Raw genomic sequence first — 14,796 nt, forward strand, 5'->3', positions numbered from 1 at the left:
GAAAAACTTCCTTACATTGGATTCTGTGGGCGCCACGGTTCGATCAGTGCATCCAGGTTCAGCGCATCGGCGAAATCCAGGAACTGGTCGCGCAGCCAACTGATCTGCACGCCTGCCGGCAGGGTCACGGTAAAGGTGGCGTTGAGCATGGTGCCGCCGGTCTGGGGGGCCTGATAGGTGTCGAAGGTCAGGTTTTCCAGTTCGACGTTATGGTCGATAAAGAACTGGCACAGCTCATTGACGATGTCCGAACGGTAGGCCGAACTGACGTAGGCCACATACGGCAGCGCCTGGGGACGGTTCTCCAAGGCTGCACTGCGTACTACATTGACGGTGAAGTCGTGCTTCTTGGCCAGGGTCGGCAAGCCGGCTTCCAGGCGCGCCAGGGCGTCCCAGCTCCCGGAAATCTGCAGGACCAGCGCGCTGCACTCGCCATGGCGAGTCAGGCGTGAAGTCACAACGGCGCAGCGATTTTCATGGCTGGCGCGGCACAGGACGTTAGTCAGCTCCATGGGGTTGGCGCCAAGGGCACTGATAACAAGGAATTGTTCGCGGACTGTGGGGGTGGACATGCAGCATTCCTAAAGCGATGAGCGGTCGATACGAACGTGCGGTACCGATCAAAGGATCAAGGGTAGCGAAAAGCGCCGCCAAGGGCTAGGACGTGGCGTTTTCATTGCATATTCAGCGGCATCTGGCCGTGCTTTGGCCCAATGATGGCGTTGCTGGCAACTAAGTTGATCCAGAACGCGTCCTCAGAGGGTACTTCGCTTGTGCAAGCATCTTGGCGCCAGTACCATTACGGCTCTCTTTTTCCGGCAGGAGCGGTTGCATGATTGCGGGCAGTATGGTGGCACTGGTCACACCCATGGATGCACAAGGTAATCTCGACTGGGACAGCCTGGGCAAACTGGTGGACTTTCACCTGCAAGAAGGCACCAACGCCATTGTGGCCGTCGGCACCACAGGTGAATCGGCCACGCTTGATGTGGAAGAGCACATCAAGGTGATCGAGTTTGTGGTCAAGCGCGTGGCAGGGCGTATCACGGTGATTGCCGGTACGGGCGCCAACTCGACGCGCGAAGCGATCGAACTGACCAAGAACGCCAAGAAAGCCGGCGCCGATGCCTGCCTGCTGGTGACGCCGTACTACAACAAGCCGACCCAGGAAGGCTTGTACCAGCACTTCAAGACCATCGCCGAAGCCGTCGACATCCCGCAGATCCTGTACAACGTGCCCGGTCGCACAGCGTGCGACATGCAGGCCGCGACCGTGATCCGCCTGTCCACCGTGCCGAACATCATCGGTATCAAGGAAGCCACCGGCGACCTGCAGCGCGCCAAGGACATCCTGGCCGGTGTGAGCAGCGACTTCCTGCTGTACTCCGGTGACGACGCCACGGCTGTGGAACTGATGCTGCTGGGTGGCAAGGGCAACATCTCGGTGACCGCCAATGTGGCCCCGCGTGCCATGAGCGAACTGTGTGCCGCTGCAATCGCCGGTGATGCCGTCAAGGCCCGGGCGATTCATGAGCAACTGATGCCGCTCAACAAAACCCTGTTTATCGAATCCAATCCAATCCCCGTGAAATGGGCGCTGCATGAGATGGGCCTGATGCCGGACGGTATCCGTCTGCCGCTCACCCCCCTCAGCCCCGCCTGTCACGAACCGCTGCGACAGGCCCTGCGCCAGTCCGGCGTCCTGGTTTAATTGAGGAAGCACTACGCATGAAGCGATTGGCCGGACTTTCCGCACTTGCCTTGATTATCTCCAGCACCAGTGGCTGCGGTTGGATCTGGGGCCCGGAAGGCTACTTCCGTGACCGCGGCAGCGATTACCTGGAAGCACAACAAACCGCACCGATGCAATTGCCGTCGGACGTCAATGTCGCCAAGCGCCTTGACCCGCTGTTGCCGATCCCGCGCAACGTGGCCGACGACACCGTCAAGGGCGAGTACGAAGTGCCGCGTCCACAGCCGATTTCGGCCATGGCCGATGCCAGCGACTACAGCCTGCAGAAAAGCGGCGACTCGCGCTGGATCATGGCTCAGCGCCCACCTGCCGAAGTCTGGCCGGTGGCGGTGCAGTTCTTCCAGGACAATGGCTTCCGTATCGACGAACAACGCCCGCAAACCGGTGAGTTCACCACCGCGTGGCAGCAGTCGAACGAACTGTCGGCCAATATGGCCAAGCGCCTGCAGGCCGGTGGTGTTGCCGCTGATGGCGAAAGCCGGATCCGCGTGCGCATCGAGCCAGGCGTGCAGCGCAATACCAGTGAAGTCTACGTGGTCAGCGCCGCGCGTCCTGCCGGCAGCACCGCCAACGTCGAGTTCACCAACCGTTCGGTCAACAGCGGTGTTGATGCTGCGCTGGTCGACGAGATGCTTGCCAGCATGAGCCGCATCTCCGAGAAGGGTGGTTCCGTATCCCTGCTCGCTGCCCGTGATTACGACACACCTAGCCGTGTCAGCCTCACCGAAGATGGCAGCGGCAACGTCGTGCTCAACCTGGGTGAAGACCTGGATCGTGCCTGGGCCAGCGTCGGCCGTGCCCTGGAGCAAGGCCCATGGCGCGTCGAAGACATCAACCGCAGCCTGGGCCTGTACTACATCAACGTGGCTGAAAAGGCCGAGAAGAAAGACGAAGAGCGTGGTTTCTTCAGCAAGTTGTTCGGCAGCGAGCCGACCAAGGAAGAGATCGAGACCCGCGCCGAGCGTTATCAAGTGCGCTTGAGCAAGGTTGGCGACAACGTGCAAGTCACCGTCGAGAAGAACATCAACACCGTGGCGCCAGCAGAAACGGCGCGCAAAGTGTTGGGCGTGATTCAGGACAACCTGGGCTGATCTGATGCGTTTTGCTGTTCTCGGCAGCGGTAGCCAAGGGAACGGCACGCTTGTAGCCCACGACGACACGTACGTCCTGGTGGATTGTGGTTTCTCCCTGCGGGAAACCGAGCGACGCCTGCTGCGCCTGGGGGTTCACCCGGCGCAGTTGAGCGCGATTCTAGTGACCCACGAACATGCCGACCACGTGCATGGCGTGGGTTTGCTGTCTCGGCGCTACAATCTTCCGGTGTACCTGAGTCGCGGCACCTTGCGCGGGATGCGCAAACCCGTTGAACCCGCAGGTTTCCTGGCTGGTGGCGAGCAACTGCAGGTGGGTGCCTTGAGCATCGACGTGATTGCCGTGGCCCACGATGCCCATGAGCCTACGCAATATGTATTCAGTGACGGCGAGCGCCGCTTCGGCCTGCTTACCGACCTGGGTTCCTACTGTGCCAAGGTGCTGGAAGGCTATCGGGACCTCGATGCATTGATGATCGAGTCCAACCATTGCCGGGACCTGCTGGCGCGCGGTCACTACCCGTACTTTCTCAAGCAACGGGTTGGTGGCGAGTTGGGACATTTGAACAACCACCAGGCGGCGTACCTGGTGTATGAGCTGGGCTGGCAAGACCTGCAACACCTGGTCCTGGCCCACCTGAGCAGCAAGAACAACCTGCCGCAGCTTGCCCGGCAATGTTTTGTCGACACCCTCGGGTGCGACCCGGACTGGCTGCAACTGGCCGATCAAGATTCAGGGCTCGACTGGCGACATATCGCCTAGCCCACCTACTTACCAAGCGGAGCCCATCATGGAAAAACGTGAAGAACTCTACCGCGGCAAAGCCAAGTCGGTTTACAAGACCGACGACGCCAACCGCTTGATCCTGCTGTTTCGCAACGACACCTCGGCGTTCGACGGCAAGCGCATCGAACAGCTCGACCGCAAGGGCATGGTGAACAACAAGTTCAACGCCTTCATCATGCAGAAGCTCGAAGCGGCCGGCATTCCGACCCAATTCGACAAACTGCTGGGCGACAACGAATGCCTGGTGAAAAAGCTCGACATGATCCCGGTCGAGTGCGTCGTGCGTAACTACGCTGCCGGTAGCCTGGTCAAGCGCCTGGGCGTGGAAGAGGGCCTCAAGCTCAACCCTTACACGTTCGAACTGTTCCTCAAGGACGACGCCAAGGGCGACCCGTTCATCAACGAATCCCACGTCGTGGCATTCGGCTGGGGCACCGCTGAGCAACTGGCGCGCATGAAAGAGTTGTCCCTCAAGGTCAACGACGTCCTGAGCAAACTGTTCGACGACGCCGGCCTGCTGCTGGTGGACTTCAAACTGGAATTCGGCGTATTCCACGACGGCTCCATCGTCCTGGGCGACGAATTCAGCCCGGACGGCTGCCGCTTGTGGGACAAAGACACCCGCAAGAAGATGGACAAAGACCGCTTCCGCCAGGGCCTCGGTGACGTGATCGAAGCCTACGAAGAAGTCGCCAACCGTCTCGGCGTACCGCTGTAATCGACGCAAGCATCTGATAGCACGGAAAAAAATTGCTTCGGCGCTTTGCTTCCACGAAACAGACTGTTATGATGCGCGCCGTTGGAGAGATGCCAGAGTGGCCGAATGGGACGGATTCGAAATCCGTTGTACCTTCACCGGTACCTAGGGTTCGAATCCCTATCTCTCCGCCATTACACAGAAAAAGCCCCGTAGTTGAAAAACTACGGGGCTTTTTCGTTTCCGAAACTTGCTGAAAATACCGCCTCCTACGATTCACTCCCCGTACTACTCAACACTCCCACCTTTCATGCAGGCTTCCAAAACGTTACGCACAGCGCCTGCGTTGCGCGCCCCTCTGTAAGTCAATATCGTTTGCCGTGTGCGAGATAGTTCTCCCATCCCAACACTGCAAAGGAATGCCTGATGAGTAAAAACACGAAAAAGACCTCCGACAAGATGGCTACGTTAGCAGCCGAAACCCTGAATAATCCAAACGCCTCAGCTATCGCCAGAAGCCTGGCTGCCTCGGCGTTGGCTCAGAGTGGTACGGATAAGCAGACCAGTGCGCAGATGGAGGAGAAAGCTGGAAAGACGCTTCAGAGCGATAAGTACAGCGAGCAGACGAAAGCGCTTGCCGCCTCTGTGCTCTCCCAATCCAATAAAGAGCGAGGAAGCTGAGAGGCGACCCTTCTGAATAAGGCCGGTGGTTGTTTCCATAGGTTATGGGGGAATGGGTCGCCTTACCTGAGGCTGTCCATTTCTCACGAAAAGGCTTGGCTTGCCACCATCCATCAGAAAAGCTGCCCATGGCTATCTCCAGTTCTATGCTGGGTCATAAGACCAATTCTTATGGATGGGAGGTGGGTATGAATAACGAACCCAAGCCACGCGACGACTCGGCGCAGGAGCGGGCTCGGCGGCTTCACGAAGAAGAGAAACCGCAGACCTGGAAGCACCCGGATGATGGGACGGAATTGTCCGAGCGCGACCAGGAGCGCCCGCTTAAGCCCTGACGTCCGACGATGAGAGCGCCCCCAGCGCTTTCATCCGGCTATCGGCGTACACAGCTCTACCAGCGTGCCATCCGGGCAGCGCACGTAAGACACTACCTGGCCCCAGGGCTTGCTGCTCGGTGCCGAGAGTTCGCTGGCACCTGCGGCCAGCGCTTTGGCGTGGGCCGCCGGTACGTCTTCGGTTACAAACCCCAGCTCCATGCCCAGCGGTTGCTTCGAGGTATGGGCGGCGACGTGCCCACCCTTGAAGTTCATCTCCCCCAGCTCATGGGCGGCGAAGGACAACGTAGTGCCCCCGGTTTCCAACTCGCCATAGGTCCCTGATTCATGCAGGAAGCGTCGGCTGAAGCCAAAGGCCTTTTCGAAAAACTGCAGTGACGCGGCCACGTCCGGGACGTAGACGATGGTGTAGGCGAATTTCATGGCTAAGCGCTCCTTGCTTGAAGAAAGTGGCTAATTAGAGGGCGAGGCGCCGGGCTCGTCAATCTGCCTATACCAGCAGCGCCGTGGGAAACCCCGACGCCAGGACCAGATACGCAACGATGGCGGCCAGGCACAGCCCGACAAACACCCGCAGCAGCGTCCTGGCGGTTGGGTGGGCGATGAGTCTGATACTCCAGATACACAGCCCGGCCATAAGGATGGCCAGGGCAAGAATGACCAGCACGGGGATGTTCTCGGTTGTCATGGAAGCTGATTTATAGTCTCAAACACGTGGGTTGGATAGTCGACGCATAGACGCAGGCCCTGCAGTGTTCCTAAACTGCCGGCAGTCTTGGGCTGTAGGGCGTTTGCCATGAATCGCAATGAATTACGCAAGGCCGACATCAACCTGATGGTGGTCTTTGAAACGCTGATGCTTGAGCGCAACGTAACGCGTGTGGCAGAGAAGCTGTTTCTCGGCCAACCCACGGTCAGTTCGGCCCTCAACCGCTTGCGCACGTTGTTCAACGACCCGCTGTTTATCCGTGTCGGCCATCGTATGGAGCCCACGGCGCGGGCCGAGGAGCTTATCTTGCATCTGTCGCCGGCCCTGGACTCGCTGTCGGCGGCGTTGAGCCTTACCCATGATTTCGATCCGTCTGTCAGTACCATGACCTTTCGCATCGGCCTGTCCGATGACGTCGAGTTCGGCCTGTTGCCGCCGCTGTTGCGGGCCCTGCGCACCGAAGCGCCGCAGGTGGTGTTTGTGGTGCAGCATGTCGATTACTGGCGGATCCCGGACTTGCTGGCCTCTGGCGATATCACCGTCGGCATCACCCAGACCCGTGGCCTGCCGGCCAATGCCAAGCGCAAGTTGTTGCGCCATATCCGCCCCAGCGTGCTACGCGCAGATGCCTCGGATCAGCCGTTGACCCTCGATGAATATTGCTCACGACCCCATGTGCTGGTGTCCCACACCGCCAACGTCGCAGGGTTTGCCGATGAGTGGCTGGCGGAGATCGGTCGCAAGCGGCATGTGGTGTTATCTGTGCCGCAATACAGTTCCTTGCCGGCACTGCTGGCCGGCACCGATATGATCGCCAGCCTGCCGGATTACACGGCCCAGGCCATGGCCGCAGCGGGCAATCTGTTTTGTGAGCCGTTCCCGTTCGATACGCCGACCCTGGACTTGTCCATGGTCTGGCTCAGCCACGTTGACAGTGACCCCGCCGAACGCTGGATGCGCTCGCGGCTGGAAGCATTTATGGGGGGCTGAGAGCGCTAAGCGGCACGTCATCTCTGCGCTTCTCTTGCCGCATCCTGCTTGACGCTTGCCACTGCCTTGACCACCTGCTCGCGAAACCACGCGTTGGCAGTTTCCTGCTCGCTGACGTCGTTCCACTGCATATCCAGAGTGAACCCCGGCAGGCCGTTGGGGGCTTCGCAGTGGCCGAACTGCGGCTCCAGGGCCAGCAGCTGTTGCACACGCCGGGGCAGGGTGACGATAAAGTCGGTGCCGGCAATCATCTTCAGCGCCGCGCTGTAGCTGTTGGCCCGGGCGATAACCTGGCGCTTGTGGGCCTGGCGGGCGAGCCAGCCGTCGATCATGTTGGTGTCCGAGGTCCAGGGTGTCGGAAATACATGGCGCCGGGCCACAAAGGACTGCAGGCTGAACGCCGGCTCGCGCGGGGCGGCGCGTTTATCGAAGACGCAGACCAGGTCGTCCTCCAGCAGCATCTGCGTCCTGAGATCCTTGTGCTCACGGTGAAAGTGCGGGCCGAAGCAAATCACCAGGTCCAGGCGCCCGTCGCGCAGGGCCTCCACGGGAATCTCGGTTTCCAGTTTCTGCACATTGACGATCACTGGCAGGTCGGCGTGATCGAAGTGTTTCAGCAACCTGGGCAGGATCAGTTGCTCGAAGTATTCGGGCGCGCAAAGGTTGAAGGTGACGGCTTTTTGCGTGGGGTCGAACGTCTGGGCGCCCGCGTGGCAGAGGTTGATGCTTTCGAGGATTTTCTGCACATGCCCGTACATGCTGCTGGCTTTGTAGGTCGGGCGCATGCCCGCACGGGTGTTGATAAACAGATCGTCTTCGAAGCTGGTGCGCAGTTTCTTCAGGCTGTAACTGACCGTGGACTGGCTGACAAACAGGGTTTCGGACACATCGGTGACGCTGCTTTGCTCATACACAGCGACAAAAACCATCAGGTCCTGCATATCGAGCTTTCTAAGCAAGTTGCTGTTTAGCATTCGTTCCGTCCGTGAGCCTGTTGCGCGACCGCAGCGCAAACAAGGCAAAATGTTAACGGAACGCTCGTGCCAATAGAAAGGTCTGTCGGACCTTTCTATGTCTGTTGTGGGACAGATACTGTTTGGAACACGACGCCCTAGCGAATATGCCGTGCGTAGTGGCGCGGGTCGAAGCGCAGGACCATCAGCAGCATCACCCCCACCACCGCCGTGAGCGACCACCAGGCCCATTCGAAACTGCCCAGTTGGTCGCGAATCACCCCAGCGATCAGTGGCGACACGCCAGCAATCAGGTAGCCGATACCCTGCACGAAGGCTGTCAGGCCACCCGCACGGCGCGGGTTGTCCAGGTGGTCCAGGGACAGGATCAGGCTCATTGGGAACAGCCCGCCAATGCCCAGGCCCAGCAGGCATGGCCACAGGAGGGTGAGGTGCTGTGGGGAGAGGATCAGGCCACAGAAGCCGGCGATGATCAGCACCAGCAACACGGCCACCACAGCGCGCTTGTCCTGGCGCCGGTTGGCGATGGCCGGGGTGATCAGCCCGGAGACTACCTCCATGGCGGTCAGGAAACCCAGTAGCAAACCGGCACTCTGTTCGCTCCAGCCCTGCTCGACGTAGTACGGCGCCAGCCATGCCAGCACGCAGGTGTAGGAAGCGGTCCCGAGGCCGAAAAATATCGCCAGCAACCATGCGCGGCGATTACCGAAAAACGACGCCTGCGCACCGGTAGCGGCGTGGGGCAGGGGAGGCAATGCCGCGCGCTGGGCATACCAGAACAGCAGCGCCAGCACGGCGAGCACCGCCCAGATGGCCAGGCCGATCCGCCAACTGCCGGTCTGCACCTGGATAAACGGCGAGAATGACGCCGCCAATGCCGCGCCGCCCATGATCGCGGTGACGTATAGGCCCATGAACAGTGAAACATTGTCACGAAAGCGCGACTTGATCAGCGCCGGCATCAACGCCTGGATCAGCGCAATGCCCACGCCGGCGGCGATGGCGCTGAGGATCAATTCGGCGGCGGAGTCGAGAAATAGCCGTGACAGCGTGGCGAGGCCAATCACTACCAGCGACAGCACGATGCTGCGATGTTCGCCAAAGCGTTTGCCCAGGCCCATGCCGAAGAACATTGCCAAGCCCATCGCCATCACCGGCAGCATGGTCAACAACGACGCGGTGCTGAAACTCAGCGGCATATCACCACGGATCGACGATAACAAAGGACCGACTGCTGCCATGGACGGGCGCAGGTTGAGGGCCACCAGTACAACACTGATCATCAGCCAGAGGGCGGTGGTGGGTTTGGCGTGGACGTTTTCCATGGGCGGGCCTTGAATGGACAAGGCTGCTATTAGGCGGCTGCGCAGGGCAGTGGGCAAATCAGAAAGTCGCAGGGACTATTGAAAAAACCGGCACCGGCTTGTGTGGGAACCGGGTAAGACAGTTCCCACACAAGCCAGGGCGATTTCGTCGGCAGGGTGTGTCAGTAACCCACGGTAAAGCGTTGGCGCGAATGCTTCGGTGTTTCCACTTCGTCAATCAGGGCAATGGCGAAGTCGGCAAAGCTGATCCAACTACGGCCTGCGCTGCTCACCAACAGGTCGTCCTGACCCAGGCGGAAGGTGCCGGTGCGCTCGGTCTCGACAAACTCTGCCGAGGGCGAAAGGAAGGTCCAGTCCAGTTCCTTTTCCTGACGCAAGGTGTCGAGGAATGCCGCGCCAGCACTGGCCTCGGCCTTGTATTCGGCAGGGAAACCCTGGCTGTCGATGACCCGCCCGCCGTCCGGCAACAGCAGCGAGCCTGCGCCACCCACCACCAGCAGACGCTTCACGCCCGCCTGTTTTACCGGCCCGATCACCGCAGGGGCCGGCAGGGTGGCGAAGTGCGCAGCACTGATCACCACGTCGCTGCCGCTGATGGCCTGTTGCAGGGCTGCAGCGTCCAGGGCGTCGGCCTGTTTGACGGTCAAGCCCGGGCGCGCGGCGATAGCTCCAGTGTTGCGTGCGATGGCCGTGACCGTATGGCCGCGACGCAGGGCTTCTTCCAGCAGTTGGCTACCGGCACGGCCGGTGGCACCAATGATTGCGATCTTGCTCATGACGTTCTCCAGTGCGGTAAGAGTTGGATCAATTCACCACTGCATTTCGCCCTTGGCGACTTTGGCACTCAGCTCCAGGGAGCTTTCATCGGCCAGCTTCGGGTAGCGTTTTTTCATGGCTGCGATCAGGGCGGCGGAATCCTTGGCCTTGGCGGTTTCTACATCGAAAGCCTTGATGTAGTCGGCCGTGAAGGCGACGGATTTGACCGAAGGCGTGCCCAGGTAGTGGCCCGGTACCACGGTGACCGGCTTGAGTTTTTCGATACGTTGCAGGGTGCCCAGCCAATCGGCATGGGATTGCGCACCCTGGGTGTCGGCCATCCACAAGTGGATATTGTCCGAGACCACCACGCCGCCGATCACGGCCTTGATTGATGGGATCCAGACGAAACTGCGATCCGGCTGCGGGCCGTCCAGGCCGATGACTTCCAGCGGTTGCCCTTCGAGCGTCAGGCTATGGCCTTCGAGGACCTGAGGAATGATGGTCTTGGCGGGTTTGTCGGCACCCATTTTCGGGCCCCAGTAGGCGACTTTTCCGGCAACGGTGGCCTTGATATGGTCGACCACCGGCTGCGGTGCAAGGATCTTGGCCTGTGGGAAAGCGCTGGCCAGGGTGTCGAGGCCGAAGTAGTAATCCGGGTCGCCATGGCTGATATAGATGGTGGTCAGCTGTTTGCCACTGGCGCGGATCTTCTGCACCAGTTGCTCGGCCTGGCCCTTGCCGAACTGCGCGTCTACCAGGATCGCGTCTTTCTCGCCGCTGACCAGCACCGAGCTGACGGGGAAGATCGCCGATTCACCGGGGTTATACACGTCGAGAGTAAGGTCGGCGGCAGCTGCGTGAGCGGCAAAGCCGAGTACGGTGGTGGCCAATACAAAGCGCTTGAGGGTGGTGAGCATGTTCAGGTCCAGGTCAGAGGTGCCTTGGCAGGCGATGGACAGAGCTTAGTTGCACTTAACGCAGCAAAAAATGCGATGCTGGAACATAGTTTGTTTCTAAAACCGGGCAAATCATGGATCGTCTTCAAGCAATGCGCGTGTTTGTCACGGTGGTCGACTTGGGCAGCCAGTCTGCGGCCGCCGATCATCTGGACCTGTCGCGCCCAGTCGTGTCGCGCTACCTGGCAGAGCTGGAGGACTGGGTGGGCGCGCGCCTGATGCACCGCACCACGCGCAAGCTCAGCCTGACCGCCGCCGGCAGCGAAACCCTGCCGCGTTGCCGGCAGATGCTGGAATTGTCCTGCGACATGCAGGCCGCCGTCAGCGAACCGGACGACACCCCTCGTGGCCTGGTGCGCCTGAGTGTCAGCACCTCGTTTGGCCAGGCGCAACTGGCGGAGGCGATGGCCGAGTACGTCAAGCGCTACCCGCAGGTGACCATTGATCTGCAAATGCTCGACCGCACGGTGAACCTGGTGGATGAGCGCATCGACCTGGCGATTCGCACCAGCAACGACCTGGACCCCAACCTGATTGCGCGGCACCTGACGGTATGCCGCTCGGTGATCTGCGCGTCGCCGGCCTATCTGCTGGAACATCCGCAACCGCAGCGGGTAGAAGAGCTGGCGGGGCACAATTGCCTGACCCATTCCTACTTCGGCAAAAGCCTGTGGCATTTCGAGGAAGATGGCGAGCCGGTGTCGGTGCCGGTGCACGGCAACATCAGCGCCAATGAAGCCAGCACCTTGCTACGCGTGACCCTGGCCGGGGCGGGGGTGGCGATGCTGCCGACCTACCAGGCCGGCGACTACATCCGCAGCGGCCAGTTGATCCGCCTGCTGCCCCATGCCGAGCCACGGCAGATGAACATGTACGCGGTGTATGCCTCGCGCAAGCACATGCCCCAGGCGTTGCGCAGCCTTCTGGATTTCCTGGTGTTGAGGTTCCCGCCGCAGCCGCAATGGGATGCAGGGCTGGACGTGCGATAAGGCGCCTGAATACCCCTCAATACTGGCAACTCGCCCTGGCTGACCTATGCTTACCACAGCACCTTCTTGATTTGTCCGGAGGTCACCGCCATGACGATCAAAACCAGAAAGTACCTGATGATTTTTACCCTCTGCGCCCTGGCCACGGCCCTCTATGGCACCGCCGTCTACCGCGCCGAACAGGCCCGCATGCAACCCGGCATGGCCGCAACCTGCAACCACGGACAATGCACCTACTCGGCGACCCTGAGCGCGTTGCGCTAAGCCGGAGGGCTGTGGAGGCAATGGAGCTCCAGGGGCTTCTATGGCTCTTGTGGCGAGGGAGCTTGCTCCCGTTGGACTGCGCAGCAGTCCCATTTCAGGGCCGCTTCGCGCCCCAACGGGGGCAAGCCCCCTCGCCACAACAAGCCCCCTCAGCACAATAAACCTTCTCACCACAGTAAATCGGCCTACAGAATGTGGGCGGACGATCACTCTGCATTCAACTGTTCGCGAAACACCTTGGGTGAAAACCCGACGCGCCGGCGAAACAGTCGAGAAAAGTTCGTCGGATCAGAGAACCCCAGTACGTCGGACATTTCATTGATGGTCATGCTGGTGTAGGTCAGCAGGCGCTTGGCCTCCAGCAATTGGCGGTCGTGCATGATCTGCAAGGCCGGCTGCCCGCCCAGTTCGCGGCAGGTGCCGTTGAGGTGCGACACCGAGATCCCCAGCTTGTGCGCCAGGTCTTCGATCTTCGGGTGTTCGCGGTAGTGCTGCTCCACCAACTGGGTGAAGCGCCGAAAATACTCAAGGCTGCGTGGCACCCGGGTATGGCAGCGCTGGATGGCCTGGCGGCTGATCCACACCAGCAGCACGCTGACCAGGGCGTGCATCATCATGTCCCGGGCCGGGAAGTTGTCGTTGTATTCATCCTGCAACCGGGCAAACAGGCTATTGAGGTAGTCACTGTCCTGGCCCGCCGGATAACTGCCCAGGGCGCTCAAGCCATCTACCGCCGAGCCCAGTTGGCCTTGCAGATGCGCCACCAGCGGCGCAGCCAGCGTCACCACAAACCCTTGCACATCCTCGGCAAACCGAAACCCATGCACGCATAACGGCGGCAGCACTTGCAGGGTCGATTCCGTCAGCGTCGTGCGCTGGCCCTCGATCTCCAACTGCGCCTGGCCTTTGTACACGTAGAGCAACTGGCACAGGTCCGCATGTCGGTGGGGCTGGATCTCCCACTGGTACTCACGGCTGCGCCGGGAGATGGTTTCACAGTGCAACAAATCCGGGGTCGGCCACTGTTGGCTTTCCCCATAGAGTTTGAACACTGGAACGGCGGGACTGGCATTTTTGGTCATGGTTTCAATCCGATACTCAGGACAGTGGTTCGGTAATCGCCCCAATTGGCGAAAAGCGCAGGCTTTGGCTCAGTTTTCACCTTCTTATGGGGCTCACTCAAGGGAAAAATGCCAGCACCAAAACCAATGACAACGCTTTCACTGAATACGTTCGGGGGAAGCAGGCGGGCCATAAAAATAATGAAAACCCTGAAAACCCAAGTCGCCATTATCGGCGCCGGCCCTTCGGGGCTGCTGCTCGGCCAGTTGCTGCACAATGCGGGGATTGAAACCCTGATTCTTGAGCGCCAGGCCCCCGACTATGTCCTCGGACGTATTCGCGCCGGTGTGCTGGAGCAGGGCATGGTCGACCTGTTGCGCCAGGCCGGGGTCAGCCAGCGAATGGACGCCGAGGGCCTGGTACATGCAGGCTTCGAGCTGGCGCTGAACGGGCGCTTGCAACATATCGACCTGAAATCCCTGACCGGCGGCAAGACCGTGATGATCTACGGCCAGACCGAAGTCACCCGCGACCTGATGGCGGCCCGCGAGCAAGCCGGTGCGATCACCCTGTATGAAGCGCGCAATGTTCAGCCCCACGACCTCAAGGGCGAACGGCCCTGGCTGACCTTCGAGCACCAGGGCCAACACGTGCGCCTGGACTGCGACTACATCGCTGGCTGCGATGGCTTCCACGGCGTGGCACGCCAGTCGATCCCCGCCGATGTGCTCCAGACCTTCGAGCGGGTCTACCCGTTCGGCTGGCTGGGTATCCTTGCCGACACCCCGCCGGTCCACGCCGAACTGGTCTACGCCAAGCACCCACGCGGCTTTGCCCTGTGCAGCATGCGTTCGCCCAGCCGCAGCCGTTATTACCTGCAGGTGCCGGCCGAGGAGTCGCTTGAGGCATGGTCCGACCAGCGCTTCTGGGATGAACTCAAGGCGCGCCTGCCCGATGAGTTGGCCGCGCAATTGGTGACCGGGCCGTCGATCGAAAAGAGCATCGCCCCGCTGCGCAGTTTCGTGGTGGAGCCGATGCAGTACGGGCGCCTGTTCCTGCTGGGGGACGCCGCCCATATCGTGCCACCCACCGGCGCCAAGGGCCTGAACCTGGCGGCCAGCGATGTCAGCACCTTGTTCAGCATCTTGCGCAAGGTGTACCGGGAAGGGCGCGTGGAGTTGCTGGAGAAATATTCACAGATCTGCCTGCGGCGCATCTGGAAGGCTGAACGGTTTTCCTGGTGGATGACCTCGATGCTGCACCAGTTTCCCGAGGCGGATGGCTTCAGCCAACGTATTGCCCAGAGCGAGCTGGAGTACTTTGTCGAGTCGCAGGCGGGGCGCAAAACCATTGCAGAAAATTACGTCGGACTTCCTTACGAGGCTATCGAGTAGCCGGCTATCGAGTAAGCTATCGGGCATTGC

The 14,796-nt window shown here is 60.6% G+C and carries 18 protein-coding genes and 1 tRNA gene; 11 read left to right on the forward strand and 8 right to left on the reverse strand.

Going from position 1 to position 14,796, the window contains the following annotated elements:
* Nucleotides 1–11: 11 nt before the first annotated feature.
* Nucleotides 12–572 (reverse strand): glycine cleavage system protein R, encoded by a 561-nt coding sequence (locus PSH73_RS06410; RefSeq protein WP_029299075.1) that lies wholly within the window; start codon nt 570–572, stop codon nt 12–14.
* A 260-nt stretch (nt 573–832) separates the two neighbouring features.
* On the opposite strand from PSH73_RS06410, the gene dapA reads away from it, so the two are divergent.
* The 7 genes from dapA (at nt 833) to PSH73_RS06445 (ending at nt 5,344) form a co-directional block, all read left to right on the forward strand.
* On the forward strand, nt 833–1,711 hold the full coding sequence (gene dapA, locus PSH73_RS06415) for a 4-hydroxy-tetrahydrodipicolinate synthase (protein ID WP_057444335.1): 879 nt from the start codon (nt 833–835) through the stop codon (nt 1,709–1,711).
* 17 nt (nt 1,712–1,728) lie between these two features.
* Nucleotides 1,729–2,844 (forward strand): outer membrane protein assembly factor BamC, encoded by a 1,116-nt coding sequence (gene bamC / locus PSH73_RS06420; RefSeq protein ID WP_186625238.1) that lies wholly within the window; start codon nt 1,729–1,731, stop codon nt 2,842–2,844.
* A 4-nt stretch (nt 2,845–2,848) separates the two neighbouring features.
* Complete coding sequence (locus PSH73_RS06425; protein WP_057958791.1) at nt 2,849–3,607, forward strand: MBL fold metallo-hydrolase; 759 nt, start codon at nt 2,849–2,851, stop codon at nt 3,605–3,607.
* Between the two features lie 28 nt (nt 3,608–3,635).
* On the forward strand, nt 3,636–4,349 hold the full coding sequence (gene purC, locus PSH73_RS06430; RefSeq protein WP_003211975.1) for a phosphoribosylaminoimidazolesuccinocarboxamide synthase: 714 nt from the start codon (nt 3,636–3,638) through the stop codon (nt 4,347–4,349).
* Between the two features lie 83 nt (nt 4,350–4,432).
* Nucleotides 4,433–4,522, forward strand: a tRNA-Ser gene (locus PSH73_RS06435).
* 232 nt (nt 4,523–4,754) lie between these two features.
* The gene (locus PSH73_RS06440) at nt 4,755–5,009 is read left to right on the forward strand and encodes a hypothetical protein (RefSeq protein WP_057441312.1); all 255 of its coding nucleotides are present in this window, start codon (nt 4,755–4,757) and stop codon (nt 5,007–5,009) included.
* Between the two features lie 188 nt (nt 5,010–5,197).
* Nucleotides 5,198–5,344: a hypothetical protein gene (locus PSH73_RS06445; protein ID WP_162947713.1), complete on the forward strand. Its 147-nt coding sequence runs from the start codon at nt 5,198–5,200 to the stop codon at nt 5,342–5,344.
* Between the two features lie 30 nt (nt 5,345–5,374).
* Here the strand turns inward: PSH73_RS06445 and PSH73_RS06450 are convergent, their stop codons facing one another.
* Nucleotides 5,375–5,767 carry a VOC family protein gene (locus PSH73_RS06450; protein WP_057441310.1) on the reverse strand — a complete coding sequence of 131 codons (393 nt, stop codon included), beginning with the start codon at nt 5,765–5,767 and terminating at the stop codon, nt 5,375–5,377.
* 67 nt (nt 5,768–5,834) lie between these two features.
* The gene (locus PSH73_RS06455; protein WP_057441308.1) at nt 5,835–6,032 is read right to left on the reverse strand and encodes a hypothetical protein; all 198 of its coding nucleotides are present in this window, start codon (nt 6,030–6,032) and stop codon (nt 5,835–5,837) included.
* Nucleotides 6,033–6,140: 108 nt separating this feature from the next.
* Here PSH73_RS06455 and PSH73_RS06460 point away from each other — a divergent pair, with 108 nt between their 5' ends.
* Entirely contained in the window at nt 6,141–7,043 is a 903-nt protein-coding gene (locus PSH73_RS06460; protein WP_057958792.1) for a LysR family transcriptional regulator, read from the forward strand.
* A 17-nt stretch (nt 7,044–7,060) separates the two neighbouring features.
* Here the strand turns inward: PSH73_RS06460 and PSH73_RS06465 are convergent, their stop codons facing one another.
* The 4 genes from PSH73_RS06465 to PSH73_RS06480 form a co-directional block, all read right to left on the reverse strand.
* Nucleotides 7,061–8,017: a LysR family transcriptional regulator gene (locus tag PSH73_RS06465; protein ID WP_057441306.1), complete on the reverse strand. Its 957-nt coding sequence runs from the start codon at nt 8,015–8,017 to the stop codon at nt 7,061–7,063.
* Between the two features lie 137 nt (nt 8,018–8,154).
* On the reverse strand, nt 8,155–9,342 hold the full coding sequence (locus PSH73_RS06470) for a cyanate transporter (RefSeq protein WP_186625248.1): 1,188 nt from the start codon (nt 9,340–9,342) through the stop codon (nt 8,155–8,157).
* 161 nt (nt 9,343–9,503) lie between these two features.
* Nucleotides 9,504–10,118 (reverse strand): NAD(P)-dependent oxidoreductase, encoded by a 615-nt coding sequence (locus PSH73_RS06475; protein WP_120732140.1) that lies wholly within the window; start codon nt 10,116–10,118, stop codon nt 9,504–9,506.
* 33 nt (nt 10,119–10,151) lie between these two features.
* Nucleotides 10,152–11,018, reverse strand: coding sequence for an MBL fold metallo-hydrolase (locus tag PSH73_RS06480; protein ID WP_115127602.1), 867 nt, complete (start codon nt 11,016–11,018; stop codon nt 10,152–10,154).
* A gap of 113 nt (nt 11,019–11,131) precedes the next feature.
* On the opposite strand from PSH73_RS06480, the gene PSH73_RS06485 reads away from it, so the two are divergent.
* Together PSH73_RS06485 and PSH73_RS06490 are read left to right on the forward strand one after the other, a co-directional pair.
* Entirely contained in the window at nt 11,132–12,046 is a 915-nt protein-coding gene (locus tag PSH73_RS06485) for a LysR family transcriptional regulator (protein WP_057441299.1), read from the forward strand.
* 90 nt (nt 12,047–12,136) lie between these two features.
* Complete coding sequence (locus PSH73_RS06490) at nt 12,137–12,310, forward strand: hypothetical protein (RefSeq protein ID WP_164844855.1); 174 nt, start codon at nt 12,137–12,139, stop codon at nt 12,308–12,310.
* 206 nt (nt 12,311–12,516) lie between these two features.
* On the opposite strand, the gene PSH73_RS06495 is transcribed toward PSH73_RS06490, so the two are convergent.
* The gene (locus PSH73_RS06495; RefSeq protein ID WP_115127604.1) at nt 12,517–13,392 is read right to left on the reverse strand and encodes a helix-turn-helix domain-containing protein; all 876 of its coding nucleotides are present in this window, start codon (nt 13,390–13,392) and stop codon (nt 12,517–12,519) included.
* Nucleotides 13,393–13,581: 189 nt separating this feature from the next.
* Here PSH73_RS06495 and pobA point away from each other — a divergent pair, with 189 nt between their 5' ends.
* Nucleotides 13,582–14,766, forward strand: coding sequence for a 4-hydroxybenzoate 3-monooxygenase (gene pobA / locus PSH73_RS06500; protein ID WP_169989441.1), 1,185 nt, complete (start codon nt 13,582–13,584; stop codon nt 14,764–14,766).
* Nucleotides 14,767–14,796: the final 30 nt, after the last annotated feature.

The organism is Pseudomonas sp. FP2294 (assembly GCF_030687625.1).
In the GTDB taxonomy this organism is placed as follows: domain Bacteria; phylum Pseudomonadota; class Gammaproteobacteria; order Pseudomonadales; family Pseudomonadaceae; genus Aquipseudomonas; species Aquipseudomonas shahriarae.

Bases quoted from the DNA above. Each gene is read 5' to 3' on its own strand.
- PSH73_RS06460 (WP_057958792.1), top strand. From the start codon at position 6,141: ATGAATCGCAATGAATTACGCAAGGCCGACATCAACCTGATGGTGGTC.
- bamC (WP_186625238.1), top strand. From the start codon at position 1,729: ATGAAGCGATTGGCCGGACTTTCCGCACTTGCCTTGATTATCTCCAGC.
- PSH73_RS06490 (WP_164844855.1), top strand. From the start codon at position 12,137: ATGACGATCAAAACCAGAAAGTACCTGATGATTTTTACCCTCTGCGCC.
- PSH73_RS06480 (WP_115127602.1), bottom strand. From the start codon at position 11,018: ATGCTCACCACCCTCAAGCGCTTTGTATTGGCCACCACCGTACTCGGC.
- PSH73_RS06440 (WP_057441312.1), top strand. From the start codon at position 4,755: ATGAGTAAAAACACGAAAAAGACCTCCGACAAGATGGCTACGTTAGCA.
- PSH73_RS06455 (WP_057441308.1), bottom strand. From the start codon at position 6,032: ATGACAACCGAGAACATCCCCGTGCTGGTCATTCTTGCCCTGGCCATC.
- PSH73_RS06495 (WP_115127604.1), bottom strand. From the start codon at position 13,392: ATGACCAAAAATGCCAGTCCCGCCGTTCCAGTGTTCAAACTCTATGGG.
- PSH73_RS06425 (WP_057958791.1), top strand. From the start codon at position 2,849: ATGCGTTTTGCTGTTCTCGGCAGCGGTAGCCAAGGGAACGGCACGCTT.
- PSH73_RS06465 (WP_057441306.1), bottom strand. From the start codon at position 8,017: ATGCTAAACAGCAACTTGCTTAGAAAGCTCGATATGCAGGACCTGATG.
- PSH73_RS06445 (WP_162947713.1), top strand. From the start codon at position 5,198: ATGAATAACGAACCCAAGCCACGCGACGACTCGGCGCAGGAGCGGGCT.
- PSH73_RS06485 (WP_057441299.1), top strand. From the start codon at position 11,132: ATGGATCGTCTTCAAGCAATGCGCGTGTTTGTCACGGTGGTCGACTTG.
- PSH73_RS06410 (WP_029299075.1), bottom strand. From the start codon at position 572: ATGTCCACCCCCACAGTCCGCGAACAATTCCTTGTTATCAGTGCCCTT.
- purC (WP_003211975.1), top strand. From the start codon at position 3,636: ATGGAAAAACGTGAAGAACTCTACCGCGGCAAAGCCAAGTCGGTTTAC.
- dapA (WP_057444335.1), top strand. From the start codon at position 833: ATGATTGCGGGCAGTATGGTGGCACTGGTCACACCCATGGATGCACAA.
- PSH73_RS06470 (WP_186625248.1), bottom strand. From the start codon at position 9,342: ATGGAAAACGTCCACGCCAAACCCACCACCGCCCTCTGGCTGATGATC.
- PSH73_RS06450 (WP_057441310.1), bottom strand. From the start codon at position 5,767: ATGAAATTCGCCTACACCATCGTCTACGTCCCGGACGTGGCCGCGTCA.
- PSH73_RS06475 (WP_120732140.1), bottom strand. From the start codon at position 10,118: ATGAGCAAGATCGCAATCATTGGTGCCACCGGCCGTGCCGGTAGCCAA.